Source organism: Peptoniphilus duerdenii ATCC BAA-1640, assembly GCF_000146345.1.
Lineage (GTDB): Bacteria > Bacillota > Clostridia > Tissierellales > Peptoniphilaceae > Peptoniphilus_B > Peptoniphilus_B duerdenii.
On record NZ_GL397071.1, the window covers coordinates 1,812,387 to 1,833,866 of the forward strand.

Below are 21,480 nucleotides of genomic sequence, written 5' to 3' on the forward strand. Positions count from 1 at the left end.
AGATTTTGTAAAGCAAATTTAAATTTTATTTTTTTCGGTGATATTTATATACTTTCTATATATTTATACAGTTCTTCTGAAGGCTTAATTGCATATGCTTCTTTTAAAAGTTCTCTAGCTTCTTCTAGTTTATTTAAATTGACATAGATTACTCCCAAATTATATTTTAGATTGTAACTTGTGCTATTATTTTCTATACCTTCTTCTAATATATAGGAAGCTTCTTTATATTTATTTAAATTTACTAAGCATATTGCAAGACTGTTGTAATAATCTTCTCTATTCTTATTTAGGCTAATGGCTTTTTTATACTCTTCTATTGCGAGCTCTATTCTTCCTGTGGATTGATATACAAATCCTCTTAAGAAGTTTAGATAACTTTGATCTACATAGTAAAGACTCACATTTTTTAGAGCTTCTTCTGCTTTGTCAAAGTCTGAATAGTTTATATATGTTTCTGCAATTTCAATATTTGAATAGTCACTTATATCTTCTATCTCTCTTCTCAAAGTATTTTTAAGCTCTTCATCTTCTACTAAATCTCCACTTTCTAAAGACTTTTCAAAGTACATTTTGCTCTTTAGATAATTTCCAATTGCCTTGTTTATAATCCCAAGCCTGTAGTTTGAATATGGAATAATCTTCTTGTCTTCAATTTTTTCATAATTTACCAAAAGATTTTTTATTATCTCTGATTGGTCTTCTTCTTTTAAATCTTTTCTATGCTCATCTAAGTAATTTTCTAAATAGATTAGTTTGTTATATTCTATTTCATCGTCTGAAATTCCAAGTCCAACAAATGAATTTAAATAGATGTATTTATCTAGATTATCCTCTGCTTTTAATGTATTTGTAATTACAAATGATTTTATATCTTTAATTATGGCTTCGAGGATTTCTTTGTAACTATCTCTAAATTTAAATTCTGTATCGCATCCTAAGACATAGATAATTCCTTTGGATATTAAGTCAGCTCTCACTCCGATGTCATTTTTTTCTATGGCAAGCTTCTTAATATCATCTACCATTATAGGAAGCGGAACCTCTTTTAAAAACTTAAAATCTTCTACAGTTGTATCTTCTTTAAGCTCGACGAAGCCTATATTGTTTAATCTCTTTTTTATTTCTTTTTCTATCATATTATTCCCTGAAACTTTCTTTTTCTTATTGATGATCCACGGAGCATCTTGTACATATGGTATCTAAATATTGCAAAGGCTGAAAGTATTATTTCAAATATGAGTATACTTACAATTCTTGCTGGATTTAAACCAAGACTTATAAAGCTATTTATTGAATTTCCTATGTTTTGTAAAAGCAAATTGTCTGAAAAATAAAAGTTTCCTGTTCCGATCAGTATTTTTTCTAATCCAAAAATAACTATCGCCGTAGGTACTATCCAATGTATGAAGTTTTCTTTCATAAATACTAATGCTTCTTGAAATGCAGAGATTCCATTGTCTCCTTCTATATATATTCCCTCTGATACTGAAGAGAAAATTATATTAATAATTATTCCTACTATTATATCTATACTTCCAATTGAGCCTACTCCCCTTAGTAAGTAGTCAAGTATTATTAATATGAAAAATACTGAATAAACTTGGTAAAAATATCTTCCAAAAGAGCCAGGCAAACTTTTTAAATTTATTCTTTTGTAGATTATTCCATCTTCTAACATTTGAAAATAGGATGAGATGAGTAGTGCATACCCCACCGGTCTTACAAATCCAATTAGTAAGTTGCCTCCTGCAAAACTTATCTTTAGACTAATATAACTAAATACTTCTATTAATAGAAAGTAAATCGGCGTTAATATTATGAGAAAAGGACATTCTTTTATGGATTTTATGGTTTTGCTGATACTAATTTTATATACGGATAATATATCTTCTAACATAAATCCTCCTTTATTTATTTCTATAGAAAAAAGGAACTTTTAAGTCCCTTTTTATTTTTCTTATTATTTTTTACATTTTTTCAGGTGCTTCTATGCCAAGTAGTCTTAGTCCTTCTGATATGACATTCTTAACTGAATAGCATAGCATAAGCCTTGTGTTCTTAAGTTTTTCATCTTCTACATTGATGGTTACTTGGTTGTAGTACTTGTTGAAGTCTTTTGCAAGTTCTACCACATACCTACTGATAAAGAATGGTTCATATTTTTCTTTTGCATCTTCTACAACTTCTGTAAATTTGTAGAGATTTCTCAAAATATTTATTTCCATTTCATTATTAAGAAGTGATGAATCTACTTCTTTATTTATATCGAAACCACCTTTTTCAAGAAGTGAACATATTCTAGCGTGAGCATATTGAACATAAGGTCCGCTTTCCCCTTCAAATGATAAGGTCTTATCCCAGTCAAATGTGTAGTCTTTTATTCTTTGATTGAATAGTTCTTGGAATTTTATAGCTCCAATTCCGACTTGTTTTGCAAGTTCTTCCTTGTTTGCTATCTTTACTCCGCTGGTTTCTTCTCTTTCGTTTAAGATTTCCATTATCTTTTCGATGGCTTTGTTTAGTACGTCTATTAAATATACAACCCTTCCCTGTCTTGTGGAAAGTTTGCCATCTGCTAAGTTTATCATGCCAAATGCTACGTGGGTTACTTCGTCATACCAGTCGTATTGCATTTCTTTTAGAACCGCTTTTAATTGTTTGAAGTGTAGATTTTGTTCTGTTGCTACTACATATATATTTTTTTCTGGATGGTATGTTTCGTGTCTGTATTCTGCTGCTGCAATATCCCTTGTTATATAAATGGTAGATCCGTCAGATTTTAGGATTAGAGCTGGTGGTAGATTATATTTTTCTAAATCTACAATTTTCGCTCCTTCAGAGTCTTTTAGTATTCCTAGTTTTTCCATTCTTTCTACTTGTTTCATCATTTTATCTGAATAGAAAGACTCTCCATTGTAGGAATCGAATTTTATTCCGAGTAAATCATAGACAATGTTGAATTCTTTTAGTGATATTTCTCTAATCCAAGTCCAGATCTTAACTGCATCTTCATCACCTTTTTCAAGGCTTGCGAAGTAATGTCTGCATTCTTCTTTTATTTCTTCGTTTTGGTCAGCTTCTGTGTTAACTCTTACATATAGTTTTAATAGTTCTGGAATTGGATTCTTTTCAATCTCTTCTATATTTCCCCAATTTTTAATTGCATAAATTAGCATTCCAAATTGAGTTCCATAATCTCCTAAGTGGTTGATTGATACGACATTGTACCCTAAGAATTTGTGAATTCTCTTTAAACTATCTCCTATGATGGTGCTTCTGATGTGTCCTATATGAAATGGCTTTGCAATATTAGGACTTGAATATTCAACTATTACGGTCTTACCTTCTCCAAGTTTGGATTTTCCATAATTTTCTTTTTCCTTTGAAATTTCTTCAACAACGGTCTTAGCTAACACTTCTTTATTTGTAAAGAAGTTGATATAAGCGCCCTTGTTTTCTACTTTTTCAAAGTATTCTGACTTTATACTTGCTGCCATTTCTTCAGCAATCATGTTTGGATTTTTTCTAAATATTTTAGCTAGAGAAAATACCGGGAATGCATAGTCTCCCATTTCATATGATGGTGGGATTTCAATTTGCATTAGAATATCTTCTTTGGTCATGCTTTCTATTTTATCTGATAATATCTTGGCTATTTCTTCTTTGAAATCTATCATTATTTACCTCACTTAAATGTAACTACCGTTACTCCGTTTCCGCCTTCGTTGTAACTTGCGTCATCAAAAGATTTTATATATTTATTCTTTTTAAAGTCCGCTCTTAATTTTTCTCTTAGAACCATAGTTCCTTTTCCATGTATTATTCTAACAGATTTTAGTCCAGAAAGATAACTGTCATCTAAAAACTTATCTACTTCTACCTTTGCGTCATCGAAATTTCTACCCCTAACATCTATTTCTGTGGTTGCTGTTCTAGATTTATGTTTAATTATGTTCTTTGTAGATGATTTACTTGACTCTTCATCATCTATTCGGATTATGGCTTCTTTCTTAACTTTCATCTTCATCATTCCCGCTTGAACTAGCACATCTCCATTCGAATCTGGCAGTTCGAGAACTGTTCCCTTTGCATTTAGTGACGCAATCATTACAGTTTCTCCAGGTTTTATATTTTCTGCAGGATTTTTAACTGCTTCTATGAGTATTTTATCTTTTTTAGATGCTTTGTTTAGATTTTCTCTTATTAGATCTTGAGATTCTTGTAATCTTCTCGCTTGGTCTTTTGAAACTTCTGAAACTACATCCTTTATTTCTGAAAGGGCAAGTTCTGACTCTTCTTTTGCACGATTTATTATCTGTCTTGCTTCTCTTCTTGCTTTTTCAAGTATATCTTCCCTTTTTTCCTTCATGGATGCGAGCTCTTCTTCCAATCTTTTGTTCTGCTTTTCTAAATCTATTTTATATAACTCTGCTTCTGAACGATGCTTTTCAATTTCCCATCTGTCTTTTTCAATATTTTCTAGAACTTTTTCAAATTCAATGCTATCTTGGGACATTTGTTTCTTGGCATCTTCTATTATATCATCCCTAAGTCCTAACCTTTTTGAAATTAAAAATGCATTACTCTTGCCAGGTATTCCTATTATTAATCTATAGGTTGGTCTAAGTGTATCCACATCGAATTCCATGGAGGCATTTTGAACGCCTTCAGTGGTTAATGCATAGGTTTTAAGTTGATTGTAGTGAGTTGTAGAGATGCATCTTATCTTTCTTTCAAGCATAAAATCCATTATGGATCTTGCTAGAGCAGCTCCTTCTGTTGGATCTGTTCCCGCTCCAAGTTCATCGAAAAGAACTAGGCTTCTTTCATCAGCGTTTTCCAAAATATTTACTATATTTACCATGTGAGAGCTAAATGTTGAAAGGGATTGCTCAATGGATTGTTCATCCCCAATGTCAGAAAATATCTTGTCAAAGATTCCAACCTGAGATCCTTCTTCTGCAGGAATAAAGAGTCCGTACTGTGCCATTATATTTAATAGTCCTACTGTTTTTAAGGTTACAGTCTTACCTCCTGTGTTTGGCCCAGTTATAATAAGGGATGTGAACTCTTTTCCAAGACTTATATCTATCGGCACAACTTCATTCTTTTTAAGTAGTGGATGCCTTGCCTTGTATAGTTTTAAAGATAAATCGTTATTTATTTTCGGTTTTGTAGCCTCCATCTCAAAGGCAAGCTTTGCTTTTGCAAATATAAAGTCGAGTCTAGATAAGATATCTTGATTTCCTTTTATTTGCAGCGAATAATCTGCCACATATGCAGATAATTCCGCAAGTATCCTTTCGATTTCTTCTCTTTCTTCAATCTCTAAAGTCTTAAGCTCATTATTTAAATTTACAACGGCTATCGGTTCAATATATGCAGTTTGTCCCGTGGCACTCATATCGTGAACTAGACCCTTAATTTTATTTTTATTTTCAGATTTAACAGGAATTACATACCTTCCCTCACGCATGGTGACTATATTATCTTGTAAGTACTTGGAGCCAGAGTTCACTATTGAGTCGAGTTTCTCTCTAATCTGTTTGTTCTTAACGAAGATATTTCTTCTGATCTGTCTAAGTTTTGGACTTGCAGAATCAGAGATTTCCTCTTCAGATATTATACATTCACTTATTCTGTCTTCAATCTGTTTAGATGTAAATAATAGAGATGCCATGTCCTCGATTATTTCATGGCTTTTGCCCTCATCATCTTCTTCCTCGATATATTTTTTAAGAAGTCTTGAAACCCTTAAAAAATCTGCAACATTTAATAGACTTCTCGCTCCTAGAGTTCCTCCAAGATCTAGCCTTGCTGTCGCTTCCTTTATATCGTGTATGCCAAAAAGAGGAGGAGTGCCTTTTTTATCAATTATATCTACTGCTTCATCCGTCTCTTTAAGCCTATTATTTATCTCCGTTTCTGAAATAGATATATCTGTTGAGTCTGCTACTTCTCTTCCAAGATCAGATTCACATTTTGTTTTAAGGTTTTCTAAAATTTTATCAAATTCAAGGGTTTTTATTGCTCTTAGCTCTTTCATAATATTCCTCTATTGTAATGTCCTCTCGTTGCAACTATCTCTCTATTTTTGAAAAAATCTTTTAAGTCGTTAAAATCATTTTCTCTAAAGGCGTTAAGTACCATTTCCATAGTTTCTCTATCCTCTGTTGTCTGTACAATCCTTCTTCTATCAATAAAATTTACTAAATTTTTATTGTCATATAAAAGTGGGTGAGAATTATAAATTATTGTCCTTCTATTTTCTCTTCTAAATCCAAAATCTTCTCCCATCGAATCTCGCAAATAATGAAGTCCATTTCTTCTGCATTTTTCACAGTTGGAATTATCTTTACAATTTAGTTCAATAGAAATCGGACAGTGTTCCATCACCATTACATTTAAATAACCGTAGACTATGGATTCAAGATTTCCACTTAGTTTCTTTCTAATTTCTTTTATCTGACTTAAATTTAGTTCGTTTGAAAGACTAATACAATCAGATTGTTTTAAAAAGAATTCTCCCGAAAGTGAGTTGAAAATATTAAAAGAACTGTCCAATGTAAGTGGAATCTCTGAGTCTTTAAACATTTCAAGTTGACCTAAATTGTTAAGTAGTAGTCCTTCAGGTCTATATTTCTCAATATTTTCTTTTGCTTTTTCTAGTTCATCGTCAGTTAAAATCTGCGGCAATTTTATATATTTCTTCGTATTTTTAAAAGAATATAGAGATAATTTTTCTATATCTTTAAGTGGAATATATACAATTTCTACTCCGTCTAAATTCAGTCCATCCAAAACTTCTACATCATTTATTTCTAAAGTTAATCCAGAATCTGTAGTCTTTCTCTTTTCATATTTAAATTCGTAAGGAGTTTTTTCACTGTTCTTATATAAAAATAATTTTTCAAGATTTTTTATAGCTTCTCTTCTCGCTTCGTTTAAAACACTGACAGGTACAAAAGATTCTCCGTCAGTTGTAATATCTAAGTCTTCTTCATTTCTTAGGAAGAAGTTGGTGTCATTTATTTTTTCAAATGATTTTCTGATATTTTCAATAGATATAGGCATGTTCTTAGCTTTTTCAACTAAGTTTTCAGAAGTGTATTCTGCAGTTTTTCCAAGAGATTTTGCTATAACTTTTATCGGATTTCCAACATTTACTTCAATTTTAAATTCAATTGGCAGCTTGTAAATATTTTCAATCTCTTTATCTATATTTTCTTCCAGTTCTCTTGAGTAGGTCCTTCTGATGTCAGAGTTTTCTTCCACTTCAAAAGGAAGTTTGATTTTATTTTTGCCTATCTTTAAATCTTCATTAATGGTAAATCCTTTGAACTTACCATTCTTTAGATTAAATTCGATTCCATCTCCAGTTTTTAGTTCTCTATCCAAGATCATGGTTCCATTTTTAAAGCTTCCTACCACCACACCTCTGTTGTCCGGTCTATCATAGGACATAAGGCTTCTTCCAAAATCTTTAAATCCAAGTCCTTTTGTAAATTTTCTATTAAATAACTGTTCTACATTTTCTATATCCGATTTTTCAAGAGCATTATCTAGTTTTTTTCTATAAGCATGGACCACTTCATAGGCATACTCAGGTCTTTTCATACGACCTTCGATTTTAAAGGAATTAACCCCAGCCTTTATAAGTTCATCGATGGTATCAAAACTCATAAGATCCCTCGGTGAAAGAAAATATTTTTTATCAGAAAATACAGTCTTATCAGGATTTAAAATTTCATAAGGCTTTCTACAAGCTTGGGCGCAAGCACCTCTGTTTCCTGATCTTCCTCCTATAAGAGAACTCATGGTGCATTGTCCTGAATAGGAGATACAAAGCGCTCCGTGAATGAAGTGTTCTATATCTACTCCAAGTTTAGAAACCTTTTTAATGGTGTCCGTGCCAACTTCACGAGCCATTACCACTCTTTCAAATCCAAGTTCTTTTACATATTTAGCGCCGTAGTAATTGTTTATTGTCATTTGAGTAGATGCGTGAACTTCTAAATCCTCATACATTTTTGACAATATAAACCCTAAAGCAGGGTCTTGAACTATTACTCCATGGCACCCTGCTTTATTTAAAAAATCTATATATTCAAAAAATTCATCTAATTCGCCATCAGAAATTAAAATATTGGTGGTTACAAATATCTTAACTCCTCTCATCCTGGCAAGCTTTACAGCTTCTACTATATCTTCATCAGAAAAATTAACCGCAGAAGCCCTAGCTGAAAATCTTCTACCTCCAAGATAGATTGCATCACAACCTGCATTTATAGATGCGATAAGTGAATCCATCTTACCAGCAGGTGCCAATAACTCAATCTTCATTGGTTAAGTTCTCAATTCTTCTCGAAAGTTCGATTATTTGTTTTTGGTTTTCGTAAATGGTATCGTGTAGCTTCTTCTTGCTCTTTTCTTGGTTTTCTAAATCTTCTTTTAAAAGTTTAATATCTAATTTCTTTTGGTTTATATCAGAAATCAAGTTTTTGTTTTCTTCTTTAAGAGCATTTATTTCGTCTGCTAATTCTCTGTTTTTCTTAAACTCAGCCCTATACTTTTCAGTAGCTTCATTGTTTGATTTCTTAGATTCTTCAAGCTCTTCAATGACGCCCATAAGTTTCTTTTCATCTTTTGAGATATTTTGAACTTCATTTAAAATCTTTTTATTCTTTTCAGCTCTGTCTAAAACATTTAACGAAGCTAGAAGAACTGCTTGCATCTGATTTAATCTGTAGTTGTTTCTCTTTACCTCTTTTATATTTTTATCTAATTCGCCAGCTAAAGATCTGATATATTTTTCATCCTCGTTCCCAACGACGTAGAAATTCATATCATCAATAACTACTTTTATCTTTTTCATTTTCCGCTCCTAAGTTTACCATCAAATTGTTTTTCAATTTCTTCCACAACTTTTTCAGAGACTTTTTCTACTTCTTGGTCTGTTAAGGTTCTGTCTTCTGCTCTAAAAGTTAAGCTAAATGCAATTGACTTCTTGTCATCATCTATTCCTTCTCCAGTGTAAACATCGAATACTTTGAAATCTTCTAGAAGTTCACTTCCGTTTTCTCTAGCTACTTCTTCGAGTTGTCCTGCATCTATGTCCTTACTGATTACAAATGCGAAGTCTCTCTTCATTGCAGGGAATTTTGGAAGTGGTTTGTATACTCTATTGTCAGAAGCAAGTTCTACAATCTTGTCGAAGTTAAGCTCTCCAACTAGGCATCTATTTTTAATGCCGAAGTTTTTAAGAACTATTGGGTTTACTTCACCAAATGATCCCAAGTAGATTTCACCAGCGTATAAATCACATGCTCTACCTGGATGTAGGTATGGTACTTCTGTTCTTATAAATTTAAGATCTTCAATTGATAGACTCCAAAGAATGTTTACTATCATATCTTTTAAATCGTAGAAATCACCATGGTTATAGCTTCCAATGCAGAGTTTCAAAACTTCTTTTGGTAAGCTTCCTTCTTGTTTAATAAATGTGTTTCCAAATTCAAAACCGCTGCATACTTCGTTTGATCTTGAATAGTTTTTGTAGAGAATTTCAAGCATATTGGAGATTAATGTGGTTCTCATAACAGAGTATTCTTCTCCAAGTGGATTTAAAATCTTGATAAAGTCTAGTAGGTCTGATCCTTCTTCCAAGTTTAACTTGTCAAATACAGATGGACTTATAAAGCTGTATGACATAAATTCGCTGTACCCATATGCTTTTAAGATTTCTTTTACCTTGATTTCAAGATTTCTAAATCTAGGTCTGTCACCTTTTGTAAGTCCACCGAAAAGTGGTTTTGGTTCTATATTTTCAAATCCATAAAGCCTTGCAACTTCTTCAAATAAGTCAGCTTCGATTTCAAGGTCTCCTCTATATGAAGGTACTTTTGCAACTAGACCACCTTCTACGGTCTTAGTTTCAATCATAAGTCTATTTAAAATATTTTCAATCTCTTCGATTGTAAATTCATGACCGATTAGAGAGTTTGCCTTTTCAAGTCTGAGTTTAATCTCTCTTTCTTTCGGTTCTTCTTTAAGTGTGTCGTAGTTTCCTCCGACAATCTTTGCAGCGCCGATTTCTTCTGCAAGGGCAGCCACTCTATTCACCGCAATTTTAGGAAGTGTTATGTCTACACCTTTTTCGAACCTTGCAGATGCTTCGGTTCTAAGTCCAAGTCTCTTTGAAGTAAGTCTTATGGATCTCTTTTGGAAACTTGCACCTTCAAGTAGAACTCTCTTAGTATCTTTTGTAACTTCGGAATCGAATCCTCCCATTACTCCAGCTACTCCTAGAACTCTAGATCTATCTGTGATTACAATGTCTTCAGCAGTTAAAGCTCTTTCTTCTTCGTCAAGAGTCTTTATAATTTCGCCGTCTTTTGCATCTCTAACGATGATATTTCCATCTAGTTTATCTAAATCATATGCGTGAAGCGGTTGACCGTATTCAAGCATTACAAAATTTGTAAGGTCTACAATATTGTTTACAGGTCTAACTCCTGCAAGCATCAAGTAGTTCTTTATCCATTGTGGTGAATCTTCGATTTTTACATCGGTTAGTACCTTGGTGTAGAATCTACTACATTTTTTAGTTTCAACTACGGTTTCGCCGATGAAATCTATTATATTTTCAGTTTCATTTTTAAATTCAATCTTTGGTTCAATAAGTGGTAGATCAAATGTAGCAGCAGTCTCTCTGCTCATTCCAATAATTGAAAGACAGTCTGGTCTATTCGGAGTTATTTCAATATCTAGGACTTCGTCATTTAAATCTAGGATATCTTTTACATCTGAGCCGATCTTAGTATCAGAAGAGAAGATATAGATTCCGTCCCTAGCTTCTTTTGGAATTACTGATTGAGCATATCCTAGTTCTTCAAGAGAACAAAGCATACCGTTTGATTCTACTCCTCTAAGCTCTCCTTTTTTGATATGAACATCATTTGCAAGAGTTGAGCCATCGAGGGCAACTGGCACTACTGCACCTTCAAATACGTTTGGGGCTCCAGTTACTATTTGTAGAGTTTCGTTTCCTACATCGATTTTACAAACTACAAGTTTATCCGCATCTGGATGTTTTGTAATTTCAACTATCTTTCCCACTACCACCTTTTCTATATCTTCTGCGAAGTTATTTATAGATTCAACGTGGGATCCGGTAGATGAAAGTTTGTTTGCTATTTCTATCGGTTTTTTATTTATATTTACATAATCTTTTAGCCATTTAATTGGTAGTAACATAGTTCCTCCTAAAATTGTTTTAAAAATTTGATGTCATTGTCAAACATCAGTCTAATATCTTTTATTCCGTACTTAACCATGGCAATTCTGTCGATACCCATACCAAAGGCAAAACCTTGGTACTCTTCTGGATCGATTCCACAGTTTCTAAGCACGTTTGGATGAACCATACCACAACCTAGAAGTTCCATACTCCATCCAGTTCCGCCACATACTTCGCAGCCGTCTCCATGACAGTTTGTACAAGTTACATCCACTTCAAGGCTAGGTTCTGTAAATGGAAAATAGTGTGGTCTAAATCTAGTCTTAATATCATCTCCAAATAATTCCTTTACGAATAGGTTAAGGGTGTGAGTTAAGTTTGCTATGGAGATATTCTTGTCAACGATAAGCCCTTCCATTTGATGGAACATCGGACTATGGGTTGCATCTACTTCATCTGGTCTAAAAACTCTACCGGTACAAACCATTCTTATTGGTGCTCCATGTTCTTTCATAGCACGAATTTGTACAGGAGATGTTTGAGTTCTAAGTAATTTTTCTGCATCTAGATAGAATGTATCTGACATATCTCTAGATGGATGGTCTGCTGGAGAATTCAAAAGGTCGAAGTTATTTTCTACTGTTTCTACTTCAGGACCGTCATAAACTGTAAAGCCCATTCTAATAAATAGTGATTCTAATTCTTCAAGAGTTTGAATAAGTGGATGAGAATGACCTACATCTCTAGTTTCTTTATTTAGAGTTATGTCGATTCTCTCTTCTACTAATCTTTTTTGTAATTCAAAGTTTTCTAAATCAGTCTTCTTCTTTTCTAATTCACTTTCTATAGCTTCTCTAACTTCGTTGGCTATAGCACCAATAACAGGTCTTTCTTCTTTGGAAAGCTTGCCCATTTCTCTTAAAACAAGGGTAAGTTCTCCTTTTTTTCCTAAGTATGTTACTCTAATTTTATCCAACTCTTTTAGATCATTCGATAAATTAATTTCTTCTAATGCTTGTTTTTTTATATTTAAAAGCTTATCTTTCATGACTTCCTCCAATTTTTCTGTTAAAATAATTATAGCAAATTACCAATTTCTTTTCAATTAGGAGGGATTTATGAAAGGATATTTAGCAAGCCATTTTTTCAATGAAGGTATGTTTCTTTGGACAGAAAATCTCGCAAAGATTATTAGAGATGAAACTGGACTAGATTTATATGTTCCACAAGAAAATGGAGAGATAAATGATAAGAAAAATAATGACGATATAATAACAGACATCAAAATTTCTCAAGCCGACACCGCCAAACTTAAAGAATCAAATATTCTTATAGCTTGTCTCGATGGTCTTACCATTGACGATGGAGTTGCTGCTGAGATTATGGCACATGGAGTTATGAGAGAATTTGAAATGGAACATGGAATAGATTTTCCAAGACTAATAATAGGAATCATAACGGACATGAGATATCTTGGCACCGGCGAAAATAAATTATACAGAAATCTTATGGTTGTTGGAAAAGTTAAAGAACACGGTCATCTACTAGTAGGATATCCAAAGGACCCAGCATATTTAAAAGAGCTTGTAAAGATAATAAATGATTTTATAAAAGAAAATAATTGATGAGAAGCCTCATATGAGGCTTAATTTTTTTGAATATGCATAAAAAAAGACCCGATTAACGGGTCATGGAGGCGACAACCAGATTTGAACTGGTGATAAAGGTGTTGCAGACCTGTGCCTTACCACTTGGCTATGTCGCCATAACATAAGTTATTTTAACATAGAATTTGAAATCTGACAAGCCTCCTAATTAATTTTTAAATTACAAAATCTCCATCTTTGAAAATTTGCATTTCTGTTCCGTCTTCTTTTATTCCAACGATGCTTGTAGTAGCGTCTCCCACCATGAAATCAACGTGGATTAGTGAATCATTTACTCCAGCTTCAAGAAGTTCTTCTTCACTCATATCTTCGTTTCCTTCTAGACAGGTTGGATAAGCTGCCCCTAGTGCAAAGTGACAAGAAGCATTTTCATCAAATAGAGTTTCATAGAACAAAATATTTGTCATGGAAATTGGTGAATGGTATGGAACTAGTGCAACTTCTCCAAGTCTTCTTGCTCCTTCGTCCATATCAAGCATATCTTTTAAGATTTCATAACCTTCTTCAGCTCCGAAATCTACAACTTTTCCTTCTTCAAATTTAAACCAGAAATTGTCGATTATATTTCCGTTATAGCTTAGAGGTTTTGTAGCATAGACTATTCCATCCACTCCCATTCTATGAGGAAGTGAAAATACTTCTTCTGTTGGAATATTTGCAACAAAAGTTTCTCCGTCCTTGTTAATTTCATCTCCTCCGGTAAAAATATATCCCTTTGGAAGTTTTACATGAAGATCAGTTCCCTTTTCTGAAGTGTAGTGAAGTTCTTTTAATTTGGCTTCATTTAAAATCTTTGAATGTTTCTTCATGGTGGCTATATGTTCATCCCAGTTTGCAATCGGATCTCCACTTGAGATTCTAGAAACTTCCAATATTTTTTCCCAAAGTTTATCTACTGCATCTTCGTCATTTGGAAATACCATATCAGCCCATTTAGGAACAGATGCACCAATTACACACCAAGAATTATTATTCGCCATTATAAGATCAGAAGTTTCCTTAAATGCTTTTGATCTTGCAATCATGCTTGCATTTAATTTTTCTGGGTCAACTCCCTTTAATGAGTTCGGATCGTTTGATATTACTGATAGGAATTTATATTTATTTCCAACCCTGTACTTTTTTTTGTCGATTAAGTATTGTGGAATTTCCTTTAGACATTCGATAGGAGTTCTTTCATAACGAATTCTTCCTATTTCATCATCGCTCCACTCAACGTTTACTTTATGTGCTCCGAAATCATATGCTGCTTCAACTAGCATCTTAGCAAATTCTCTAGCAGCTATGGAAATCTCGATTACAACACTGTCGCCTTCTACAATGTTTAAACCTTTTTTCATAACTACTTCTGCGTATTTTTTTAAATTTTCCGTGTTTTTCATATTTCACCTCATAAATATTATAACATCTTGTAAAATATATTTCACTGTCTTACAATGTAGCTAGGAGGTAGATTATGACACCACATATTAGAGCAAAAGAAAATGAATTTGCAAAGACGGTCCTCATGCCTGGCGACCCTCTTCGTGCAAAATATATCGCAGAAAACTTTTTAGATAATGTTGTCCTTGTAAATGATGTTAGAAATATGCTCGGCTACACTGGAGAATATAAAGGCAAGAAGATTTCTGTAATGGGTTCTGGAATGGGAATGCCATCCATTGGTATCTATTCTTATGAGCTTATAAAATTCTACGGAGTTAAAAATATTGTAAGAGTTGGATCCTGTGGAGCAATAAATGAAGATTTAGATCTCTATGATATTATCCTTGCAAACGGAGCATCCACCAATTCTAATTTTCAATCAACTTATAAATTGAATGGAATTCATAGCGCAACCGCATCCTTTGAGCTTCTTCTTTCTGCGTATAAATCTTGCGAGAAACTTGGAGTTAAACCTCATGTTGGAAATGTTCTATCTTCAGATATTTTCTACCATGACGATCCAAACGATTGGAAAAATTGGCAAAAGATGGGAGTTCTTGCAATAGAAATGGAAGCTCATGCACTTTATTTAAATTGCAACCGTCTTGGCGCAAATGGACTTACCATTCTAACTGTTTCAGATAGCTTAGTTACTGGCGAAGAAACTACCGCTACCGAGAGAGAAAGATCCTTCAACCAAATGATTGAAGTTGCACTTAATATGGATGAAGCTTACTAAGTTTGAAATTATAATTATTATTCTTATCCTTGGACTAGGAGCATTATTCCTAACCAAGGATAATCTTTCATTGGATAATGTTCCTAAGATAGAAAGTTTAAGAAAGAATAAGGATTATAAAGATAATAAAAAAGATGAAAATGAAAGCGAAAACGAAAGTGACTTTGATGAAGGTGAAATCGAAGTCCATATAGATGGCAGAGTAAAAAATCCTGGTGTCTATAAAATAAAAAAAGGAACTAGACTTCAGGATTTAATCGATGAAGCTGGCGGTCTCTTGGACGATGCGAAGACTTCAAACCTAAATCTTGCTAGAAAGTTAAAAGACGAAGAAAAGATTACGATTAAATCCTATCTCGATAAGGATGAGGAAGATTCCAAAATAAATATCAACACCGCTTCTAAAGATATGCTCACCTCCATCCCTGGAGTTGGAAGTAAAATGGCGGACAAAATAATTAAATATAGACAGGAGCACCCATTTAATACTATTGAAGATCTTTTAAATATAACAGGCATCGGTAAGAAAAAGTTTGAAGAAATTAAACTTTATATAACTACAGATTAAGTCTTGATATTTATTCCAATATTTGTTAATATATAATTTGTCAGTTATAGGGGTATAGTTCAGTGGTAGAACACTGGTCTCCAAAACCAGGTGCCGTGGGTTCAAATCCTGCTACCCCTGCCAAGCCACCATTGGGTGGCTTTTTTTATGCTCATTTTTAATAAATGCTATCCGGAATAGCATAAAAATTTATATAAAAAAAGAGGCTTTCGCCTCTTGATTATTCGTTCATTTCATTTGCTAGTACAGATATTGCACACTCAATTCTCTTCTTTTCCATTTCGCAGAGAATTTCGTATGGTTCTTTGATGGTTCCGTTTGAATAGTAGTTGTTTGCGTGGCATCCTCCGGAACAATAGTATCTCGCCCAACATGAATAGCACTTTTCTTTTGTAAATACATTTGAACTTTTAAATTCATTTCTTAATTTTTCATTCTTAATTCCTGTCTTTACATTTCCCATTAAGAATTCTTCTTCCCCAACGAATTGGTGACATGGATAGATATCTCCTGTAGGTGTTACTGCAATATATTCTGATCCTGCTCCACATCCTACTGTTCTTTTAATTACACAAGGTCCTTGGGTTAAGTCAATCATATAGTGGAAGAATAGAAAATCTTTGTTCGTCTTTCTCACTTCTAGGTAGTACTTGCTCATCTTTTCATATTCTTCTAGAATTTTATCCAAGTGTTCTTCTCTTATTGCATAGTCTTCTTTCGGATCTGTTACTACTGGCTCAATAGAAGTCTTCATAAATCCTTGTTCGTAGAAATCTTTTAAATCTTCACCGAAATCCAAGTTTTTATTTGTAAATGTTCCTCTGATATAGTAGTCCTTGTCCCCTCTACCTTCGATTAATTTTTTAAACTTAGGCACGATTATGTCATATGATCCCTTTCCATTTATAGTTGGTCTCATATCGTCATTTATTTTTTTTCTTCCGTCGATTGAGAGAACCACGTTTGACATGTGTTCGTTTAAGAATTCATTTATTTCGTCGTTTAAAAGCATTCCATTTGTAGTTAAAGTCCATCTGAAATTCTTGCCATATTCTTTTTCTCTCTCGTCACCATATTCAACAAGTTTTTTTACAAGATTGAAATTCATAAGCGGCTCTCCACCGAAGAAGTCCACTTCTAAGTTTCTTCTATTTCCAGAATTTTCTAGTAGAAAATCTATGGCTGCCTTTCCAGTTTCTAAATCCATTAGAAGTCTTTCTCCATGGAAGTCTCCTTGGCTTGCGAAACAGTACTTGCATCTAAGGTTGCAGTCATGGGACACGTGAAGGCACATAGCTTTTATAATATTTTGCGGATTGTATACTGCCTTCATAAGTCTAGGATCTTCTGTAAAAAGCATTCCCTCTTTTTCAAGCTCTTTTATTTCATTTAGAGCTGTAACAATATCTTCTCTTTTAAATTTATCTGAATATTTCTTTATTATTTCTTCTTCAGTTAAATTCTTTACATCATCTATAATCGTATAAACTATTTCTTCTACAAGATGCACTGAACCACTAGCTATATCTAGCACTACATAGGCATCGTTTAGATAAAATTTATGAATTGTATCCATCTTTCTCCCTCATTTGTTGTTAAAAAAAGGGCTTTAAGCCCTCATTTAAAATTATACCAGTCTCGATTATATCACTTGTTAAAATTGATGTAAACGAAAAGTTAATATAAGCTGATTATCAAATTTTAATTTCAACCCATTGTCCTTTTTTAAATCTAGTGGACATAAATACATATCTAGATGCTTGATCGGATAAAACTCCTATCCATATGCCCATAAGTCCCATACTAAGTGGAATTGTAAGGACATAGGTGACAATGGTCCTTATAAATGTTACAGATATAAGTGATGCGAATAATGTATATTTTACATCTCCACCTGCACGGAGACATCCTGCATAGATTATTTGAGAAATCTGTGCCATAACTATTACGGTTACAAATCTTGAAATTAATACTCCATATTCAAGAACAGTTTCGTCTGTAAAGAATAATTTAAATATTTCCTTACTAAACACAAGTAGTATCAAAGAAAGTGTAACAGATATTCCAAAACCTATTCTTTGACAAATGTGTCCATATAGTTTTGCATCTTCTTTTCTGCCTGCACCAAGTGACGATCCTGCAAGGGCAACTGCAGCTACTTGCATACCATCTGCAAAGGCAAAACCAATTGATAGAAGTTGCATCCCTACATTGTGAGCTGCGAAGGCATCGGTACCAAGTCTTGCTGCTATAAGTGAAGTGGCAAGAAATCCTACCCTCATAGCATTCATTTCTAAAAACATATTTATTCCAAAATTTGCAATTGATTTTGCAGTTTTAAATGTAGGTTTTATTTTGTTTTTAATTATATAGTCAATTCTAACAAAAGAACTCTTCACAAATAGACTTCTTATGCTCATTATCATTGCCACAACCGTTCCTAGAACAGTTGCAATGGCAGCACCCTTTACTCCAAGGGCTGGAAAACCATAATTTCCACCGATTAAAAGATAATTAAATACAACATTTACTAAGTTAGAAACTAGATTCGTAGTAAAAGCGATTTTTGTATTTCCTGATCCTCTCTGAGCGGCGTTTATTGTCATTGAGATTATACTAAAGATTGAAAATCCCATGACAATATCCAAGTATTCTTTTGCAATTTGATGTGTGTCCGCATTACTTCCAGAGATTCTTATTATCGGGTCACTATATTTTAGGATTGCTCCCGTAATAAAAACACATAGTATTACTGATACGAAAAGAGCGGTTAATAGAGTCTCGTTGGCCGATTTCTTATTTTTTTCGCCGTACCTTCTCGCAACTATCGCTGACACAGCAACACAGATTGAAAAGAATGTGGTAAGTCCTATGAATTTTGGTTGAGTGGTAAGTCCTACTGCAGAAACTGCAGATGTACCTAATGTCGATACCATCAGTGTATCTACAAGTCCTGTAAGAGCAATGAAGAAACTTTCGAGAACGGCTGGCCAGGCAGTCTTAATCGCTCTTTTGTAGTAACTTATTTCGCTTTTTTTAACCTTCAAAAAGTCCTGTAACTTTATTTACATCAAGAGTAAATAAAATTCCAGCTCCCGGTTTTTCTATTTCCATTTCTTCTACGATGGCTTTAGTAATTGGTTCCACTTGTGACTCTAAAACAAGTGACATTACCATTTCTTTTTCCGGTTCTATAATTAAATTAAATAGCGAACTTTTTTCGTGCACTCCAGATCCTCTTCCGTGGAATATAGTTGCCCCTGTTGCTCCATTCTTCGTCGCTATATCTATGACATCTTCACCATTTCCTCTTTCAACTATGACAAATAGTGCTTTGTAATTTGAATTCATAACTTCTCCTTCTTTAAGTTCTATATGCGTTCCCTTTAACATTTCTATATCAGAAGTGTAGCAATAACCCTTGTGCTTTTCGAAAAACTTCTTTGAGATTTCATGAATCGGTTTTTCCAATCCCTTGTTAAGAATAATAAGAAGTGCTTCATTTCTCTCTTCATTAAATCCAAGACTAGTTAGGATTTTATTTTGGCTATAGGTTGTTGTAAGCATAATCGTGCCACCAGTTATCCCAATATTTTTAGCCTCTTGTAGTAACCTAGAAGCATCTCCATTTTTAATTATTGCTGTATAAAAAACATAGTTATTAAGCATCAATACCCTCCTTCTTGGATTTTAATTTAAATAATAAACCTAAAATCGAAATAGAAATTATAGGCATCATGGCAACCATGGCTATAATTCCAAAACCATCTATCAATATATCTGCTCCTTCAATCATGGATGAAGCCCCTTGAGAAAATGCTAATAAAAATGTCGCTGTCATAGGACCTGAGGCAACTCCTCCAGAGTCAAATCCAATACCTACAAAAATATTTGGAATGAAGTATGAAAGAATCATTGCAATTGAAAAACCTGGAACCAAGAACATCCAGAGTTTTATGCTACTACTTAGAATCCTAACCATGGATAGACATACTGCAAGGGCAACTCCTATGGAAAGTGCAACTACAATCATCTTCCTTGGAATACTACCAGCAGTTACATCTTCAACTTGGTGAGAAAGGATATACACTGCAGGCTCTGCAAGCACTACTACCATCCCTAGTACAAAACCTATTACCGGTAGAAGTTTATAATTATTTGCTGCGATAGAAGAACCTATCTGTCTAGCAACGGACATAAATCCCGAGTTAACACCACCCATGAAAAGAACAAGTCCTAAAAATGTATATACCAGACCTTTTAAAATTCTTCTGTATTCTCTCTTTCTTAATTTAAAGAATAATTTATTTGTTATTAAAAATAATAATGCAACTGGAACTATGGCTATTGCAGTATCTTTAGCAGCGTGTCTAAATTCTACGATATAATTTGCAAGACCTGTTGCGTGGGCAACTTCTGTGATCTCTCCACCTTCAACATGCCCTGTAAAAAGTCCAAGCATTATTACTGCAAAGATTGGTCCAGCGGAACAAATGCCAAGAAGTCCAAACGAATCCTCTGCAGATTTTTCAGAACCCTTCATCTTAGATACACCAAGTCCTATTGCAAGGATAAATGGAGTGGTCATAGCTCCCGTGGTTGCACCGGATGCATCAAAAGCTATCCCTGTGAACTCTTCCATGGTGAATATAAGAAGAATAAATATTGCTCCGTAGAGAAAAGTAAATGTCTTTGCAATTGAAATTTCTTTTAATATTCTATAAAAACCTAGAGCAAGCATAATCCCTACTCCTGAGCTGACAGAAAGAACTATTAAATTCTTTGTAAGGTCGCCATTTGTTACATTTTGAATTTGAAAACCTAAAATCATAAGATCCGGTTCTGCAACTGTTATTAAAAATCCTAAAAATAGTCCTGCAAGTACTATTAATATGAGAGTTTTAAAATTTGCTACAAAAACTCCCAAATGGTTACCTATTTCTTCTACGCCCATTTCAGCCCCGAATAAAAATATTGCCAGACCGAAAATAATTAAAACTGCTCCTATTAAAAAGCTAATTAAATCATTTGTACTTAAATCTACAATTGTAAATGAAAGTGCCAACACTATTAAGACTATGGGAATTACAGAAAAGGAAGATTCTTTTATCTTATCTTTAAACATACAACCTCCTTGAAATTCTCGTTACCTTAGACCTATTAAAAATTCTAATAGGAAGTCTTTCACCTATACCGCTATCGATATAGATTAAATTATTATTTATTTCATATAAACCCTTTTGATTCTTGGGAAATATATTTTTATCATGATCAATTATCGCACCCACAAAAGGAATTCTAATTTGACCTCCATGGGTGTGACCGCAAATTCTTAAATCATAGCCCACTATATTTTCACAGTGGATTGGGAAATGATCTGCAAATACGCTATATTTATAATCTCCTTTTACTTTTGATATATCAACATTAGAAATTAGAGTACTTTCTATTATTATATAGGAACCATCTAGAACTTCCACATTATATTTCTGCAAAAGCTCCAAAATTTCAAAATAATTTTTATTTTCCAATTCGTGATTGCCACTTACAAAGATGACTTTCTTCGAATTTTCTGAAACTACTTCTAAAAATTTAGCAAGCCTAGAAAAATTATCTGTACTTCTATTTACCAAATCTCCTGTCAGGATTACCACATCGATACTATCTTTAGATAAAATATTTTTAAGTCTCTTTAAATTTACAAAAATACTCGAATGATAGTCGCTAATTTGATAGATATTTAAACCAAGTTTAAAATCCAAATGCTCAACATAGGTAAAATTCAATTCATAAAAAAGATAAAAAATCAAAAGTAAAAATAATATTATATAGATCATAC

The 21,480-nt window shown here is 33.3% G+C and carries 17 protein-coding genes and 2 tRNA genes; 4 read left to right on the forward strand and 15 right to left on the reverse strand.

Annotated elements, in window-relative coordinates; translation table 11 throughout:
• Window positions 1-44 precede the first annotated feature (44 nt).
• The 8 genes from HMPREF9225_RS08275 to pheS form a co-directional block, all read right to left on the reverse strand.
• Window positions 45-1,139 (reverse strand): tetratricopeptide repeat protein, encoded by a 1,095-nt coding sequence (locus HMPREF9225_RS08275; RefSeq protein ID WP_008902490.1) that lies wholly within the window; start codon window positions 1,137-1,139, stop codon window positions 45-47.
• On the reverse strand, window positions 1,136-1,900 hold the full coding sequence (locus HMPREF9225_RS08280) for a hypothetical protein (RefSeq protein WP_008902491.1): 765 nt from the start codon (window positions 1,898-1,900) through the stop codon (window positions 1,136-1,138). Before HMPREF9225_RS08280 ends, HMPREF9225_RS08275 begins: the two co-directional genes overlap by 4 nt.
• Before the next feature lie 70 nt (window positions 1,901-1,970).
• Entirely contained in the window at window positions 1,971-3,680 is a 1,710-nt protein-coding gene (argS, locus tag HMPREF9225_RS08285; protein WP_008902492.1) for an arginine--tRNA ligase, read from the reverse strand.
• An 8-nt stretch (window positions 3,681-3,688) separates the two neighbouring features.
• A complete protein-coding gene (locus tag HMPREF9225_RS08290) occupies window positions 3,689-6,049 on the reverse strand; it encodes an endonuclease MutS2 (protein WP_008902493.1) in 2,361 nt (786 codons plus the stop codon).
• Complete coding sequence (locus HMPREF9225_RS08295) at window positions 6,046-8,346, reverse strand: U32 family peptidase (RefSeq protein WP_008902494.1); 2,301 nt, start codon at window positions 8,344-8,346, stop codon at window positions 6,046-6,048. The genes HMPREF9225_RS08290 and HMPREF9225_RS08295 overlap by 4 nt, the downstream gene beginning before the upstream one ends.
• Window positions 8,336-8,878, reverse strand: a complete 543-nt coding sequence (locus HMPREF9225_RS08300) for a cell division protein ZapA (protein WP_008902495.1) — start codon at window positions 8,876-8,878, stop codon at window positions 8,336-8,338. The genes HMPREF9225_RS08295 and HMPREF9225_RS08300 overlap by 11 nt, the downstream gene beginning before the upstream one ends.
• Window positions 8,875-11,259 (reverse strand): phenylalanine--tRNA ligase subunit beta, encoded by a 2,385-nt coding sequence (pheT, locus tag HMPREF9225_RS08305; RefSeq protein ID WP_008902496.1) that lies wholly within the window; start codon window positions 11,257-11,259, stop codon window positions 8,875-8,877. The genes HMPREF9225_RS08300 and pheT overlap by 4 nt, the downstream gene beginning before the upstream one ends.
• An 8-nt stretch (window positions 11,260-11,267) precedes the next feature.
• Entirely contained in the window at window positions 11,268-12,290 is a 1,023-nt protein-coding gene (gene pheS, locus HMPREF9225_RS08310; protein WP_008902497.1) for a phenylalanine--tRNA ligase subunit alpha, read from the reverse strand.
• Between the two features lie 70 nt (window positions 12,291-12,360).
• Here pheS and HMPREF9225_RS08315 point away from each other — a divergent pair, with 70 nt between their 5' ends.
• Window positions 12,361-12,867 carry a nucleoside 2-deoxyribosyltransferase gene (locus tag HMPREF9225_RS08315; protein WP_008902498.1) on the forward strand — a complete coding sequence of 169 codons (507 nt, stop codon included), beginning with the start codon at window positions 12,361-12,363 and terminating at the stop codon, window positions 12,865-12,867.
• A 66-nt stretch (window positions 12,868-12,933) separates the two neighbouring features.
• Here the strand turns inward: HMPREF9225_RS08315 and HMPREF9225_RS08320 are convergent.
• Together HMPREF9225_RS08320 and HMPREF9225_RS08325 are read right to left on the reverse strand one after the other, a co-directional pair.
• Window positions 12,934-13,007, reverse strand: a tRNA-Cys gene (locus tag HMPREF9225_RS08320).
• Window positions 13,008-13,064: 57 nt separating this feature from the next.
• On the reverse strand, window positions 13,065-14,291 hold the full coding sequence (locus HMPREF9225_RS08325) for an aminopeptidase (RefSeq protein ID WP_008902499.1): 1,227 nt from the start codon (window positions 14,289-14,291) through the stop codon (window positions 13,065-13,067).
• Between the two features lie 74 nt (window positions 14,292-14,365).
• Between HMPREF9225_RS08325 and deoD the strand changes: the two genes are divergently transcribed.
• From deoD to HMPREF9225_RS08340, 3 genes are all read left to right on the forward strand, one after another.
• Entirely contained in the window at window positions 14,366-15,073 is a 708-nt protein-coding gene (gene deoD / locus HMPREF9225_RS08330) for a purine-nucleoside phosphorylase (RefSeq protein ID WP_008902500.1), read from the forward strand.
• A complete protein-coding gene (locus HMPREF9225_RS08335; protein ID WP_008902501.1) occupies window positions 15,060-15,641 on the forward strand; it encodes a ComEA family DNA-binding protein in 582 nt (193 codons plus the stop codon). The genes deoD and HMPREF9225_RS08335 overlap by 14 nt, the downstream gene beginning before the upstream one ends.
• A gap of 48 nt (window positions 15,642-15,689) precedes the next feature.
• A tRNA-Trp gene (locus HMPREF9225_RS08340) sits at window positions 15,690-15,764 on the forward strand.
• Window positions 15,765-15,861: 97 nt separating this feature from the next.
• Here the strand turns inward: HMPREF9225_RS08340 and scfB are convergent.
• The 5 genes from scfB to HMPREF9225_RS08365 all read right to left on the reverse strand — a co-directional run bounded on the left by scfB (window position 15,862) and on the right by HMPREF9225_RS08365 (window position 21,478).
• Window positions 15,862-17,217 carry a thioether cross-link-forming SCIFF peptide maturase gene (gene scfB / locus HMPREF9225_RS08345; protein ID WP_008902502.1) on the reverse strand — a complete coding sequence of 452 codons (1,356 nt, stop codon included), beginning with the start codon at window positions 17,215-17,217 and terminating at the stop codon, window positions 15,862-15,864.
• Between the two features lie 118 nt (window positions 17,218-17,335).
• On the reverse strand, window positions 17,336-18,688 hold the full coding sequence (locus HMPREF9225_RS08350) for an MATE family efflux transporter (protein ID WP_008902503.1): 1,353 nt from the start codon (window positions 18,686-18,688) through the stop codon (window positions 17,336-17,338).
• Window positions 18,678-19,310, reverse strand: a complete 633-nt coding sequence (locus HMPREF9225_RS08355) for a P-II family nitrogen regulator (RefSeq protein WP_008902504.1) — start codon at window positions 19,308-19,310, stop codon at window positions 18,678-18,680. The genes HMPREF9225_RS08350 and HMPREF9225_RS08355 overlap by 11 nt, the downstream gene beginning before the upstream one ends.
• Entirely contained in the window at window positions 19,303-20,766 is a 1,464-nt protein-coding gene (locus tag HMPREF9225_RS08360) for a DUF1538 domain-containing protein (protein WP_008902505.1), read from the reverse strand. Before HMPREF9225_RS08360 ends, HMPREF9225_RS08355 begins: the two co-directional genes overlap by 8 nt.
• A complete protein-coding gene (locus HMPREF9225_RS08365) occupies window positions 20,759-21,478 on the reverse strand; it encodes a metallophosphoesterase (RefSeq protein WP_008902506.1) in 720 nt (239 codons plus the stop codon). The genes HMPREF9225_RS08360 and HMPREF9225_RS08365 overlap by 8 nt, the downstream gene beginning before the upstream one ends.
• Window positions 21,479-21,480 lie beyond the last annotated feature (2 nt).

Coding starts and splice junctions, on each gene's coding strand:
- pheT (WP_008902496.1), bottom strand. CDS start 11,259: ATGTTACTACCAATTAAATGGCTAAAAGATTATGTAAATATAAATAAA.
- HMPREF9225_RS08355 (WP_008902504.1), bottom strand. CDS start 19,310: ATGCTTAATAACTATGTTTTTTATACAGCAATAATTAAAAATGGAGAT.
- scfB (WP_008902502.1), bottom strand. CDS start 17,217: ATGGATACAATTCATAAATTTTATCTAAACGATGCCTATGTAGTGCTA.
- HMPREF9225_RS08360 (WP_008902505.1), bottom strand. CDS start 20,766: ATGTTTAAAGATAAGATAAAAGAATCTTCCTTTTCTGTAATTCCCATA.
- deoD (WP_008902500.1), top strand. CDS start 14,366: ATGACACCACATATTAGAGCAAAAGAAAATGAATTTGCAAAGACGGTC.
- HMPREF9225_RS08335 (WP_008902501.1), top strand. CDS start 15,060: ATGAAGCTTACTAAGTTTGAAATTATAATTATTATTCTTATCCTTGGA.
- HMPREF9225_RS08295 (WP_008902494.1), bottom strand. CDS start 8,346: ATGAAGATTGAGTTATTGGCACCTGCTGGTAAGATGGATTCACTTATC.
- HMPREF9225_RS08365 (WP_008902506.1), bottom strand. CDS start 21,478: ATGATCTATATAATATTATTTTTACTTTTGATTTTTTATCTTTTTTAT.
- HMPREF9225_RS08290 (WP_008902493.1), bottom strand. CDS start 6,049: ATGAAAGAGCTAAGAGCAATAAAAACCCTTGAATTTGATAAAATTTTA.
- argS (WP_008902492.1), bottom strand. CDS start 3,680: ATGATAGATTTCAAAGAAGAAATAGCCAAGATATTATCAGATAAAATA.
- HMPREF9225_RS08275 (WP_008902490.1), bottom strand. CDS start 1,139: ATGATAGAAAAAGAAATAAAAAAGAGATTAAACAATATAGGCTTCGTC.
- HMPREF9225_RS08315 (WP_008902498.1), top strand. CDS start 12,361: ATGAAAGGATATTTAGCAAGCCATTTTTTCAATGAAGGTATGTTTCTT.
- pheS (WP_008902497.1), bottom strand. CDS start 12,290: ATGAAAGATAAGCTTTTAAATATAAAAAAACAAGCATTAGAAGAAATT.
- HMPREF9225_RS08325 (WP_008902499.1), bottom strand. CDS start 14,291: ATGAAAAACACGGAAAATTTAAAAAAATACGCAGAAGTAGTTATGAAA.
- HMPREF9225_RS08280 (WP_008902491.1), bottom strand. CDS start 1,900: ATGTTAGAAGATATATTATCCGTATATAAAATTAGTATCAGCAAAACC.
- HMPREF9225_RS08300 (WP_008902495.1), bottom strand. CDS start 8,878: ATGAAAAAGATAAAAGTAGTTATTGATGATATGAATTTCTACGTCGTT.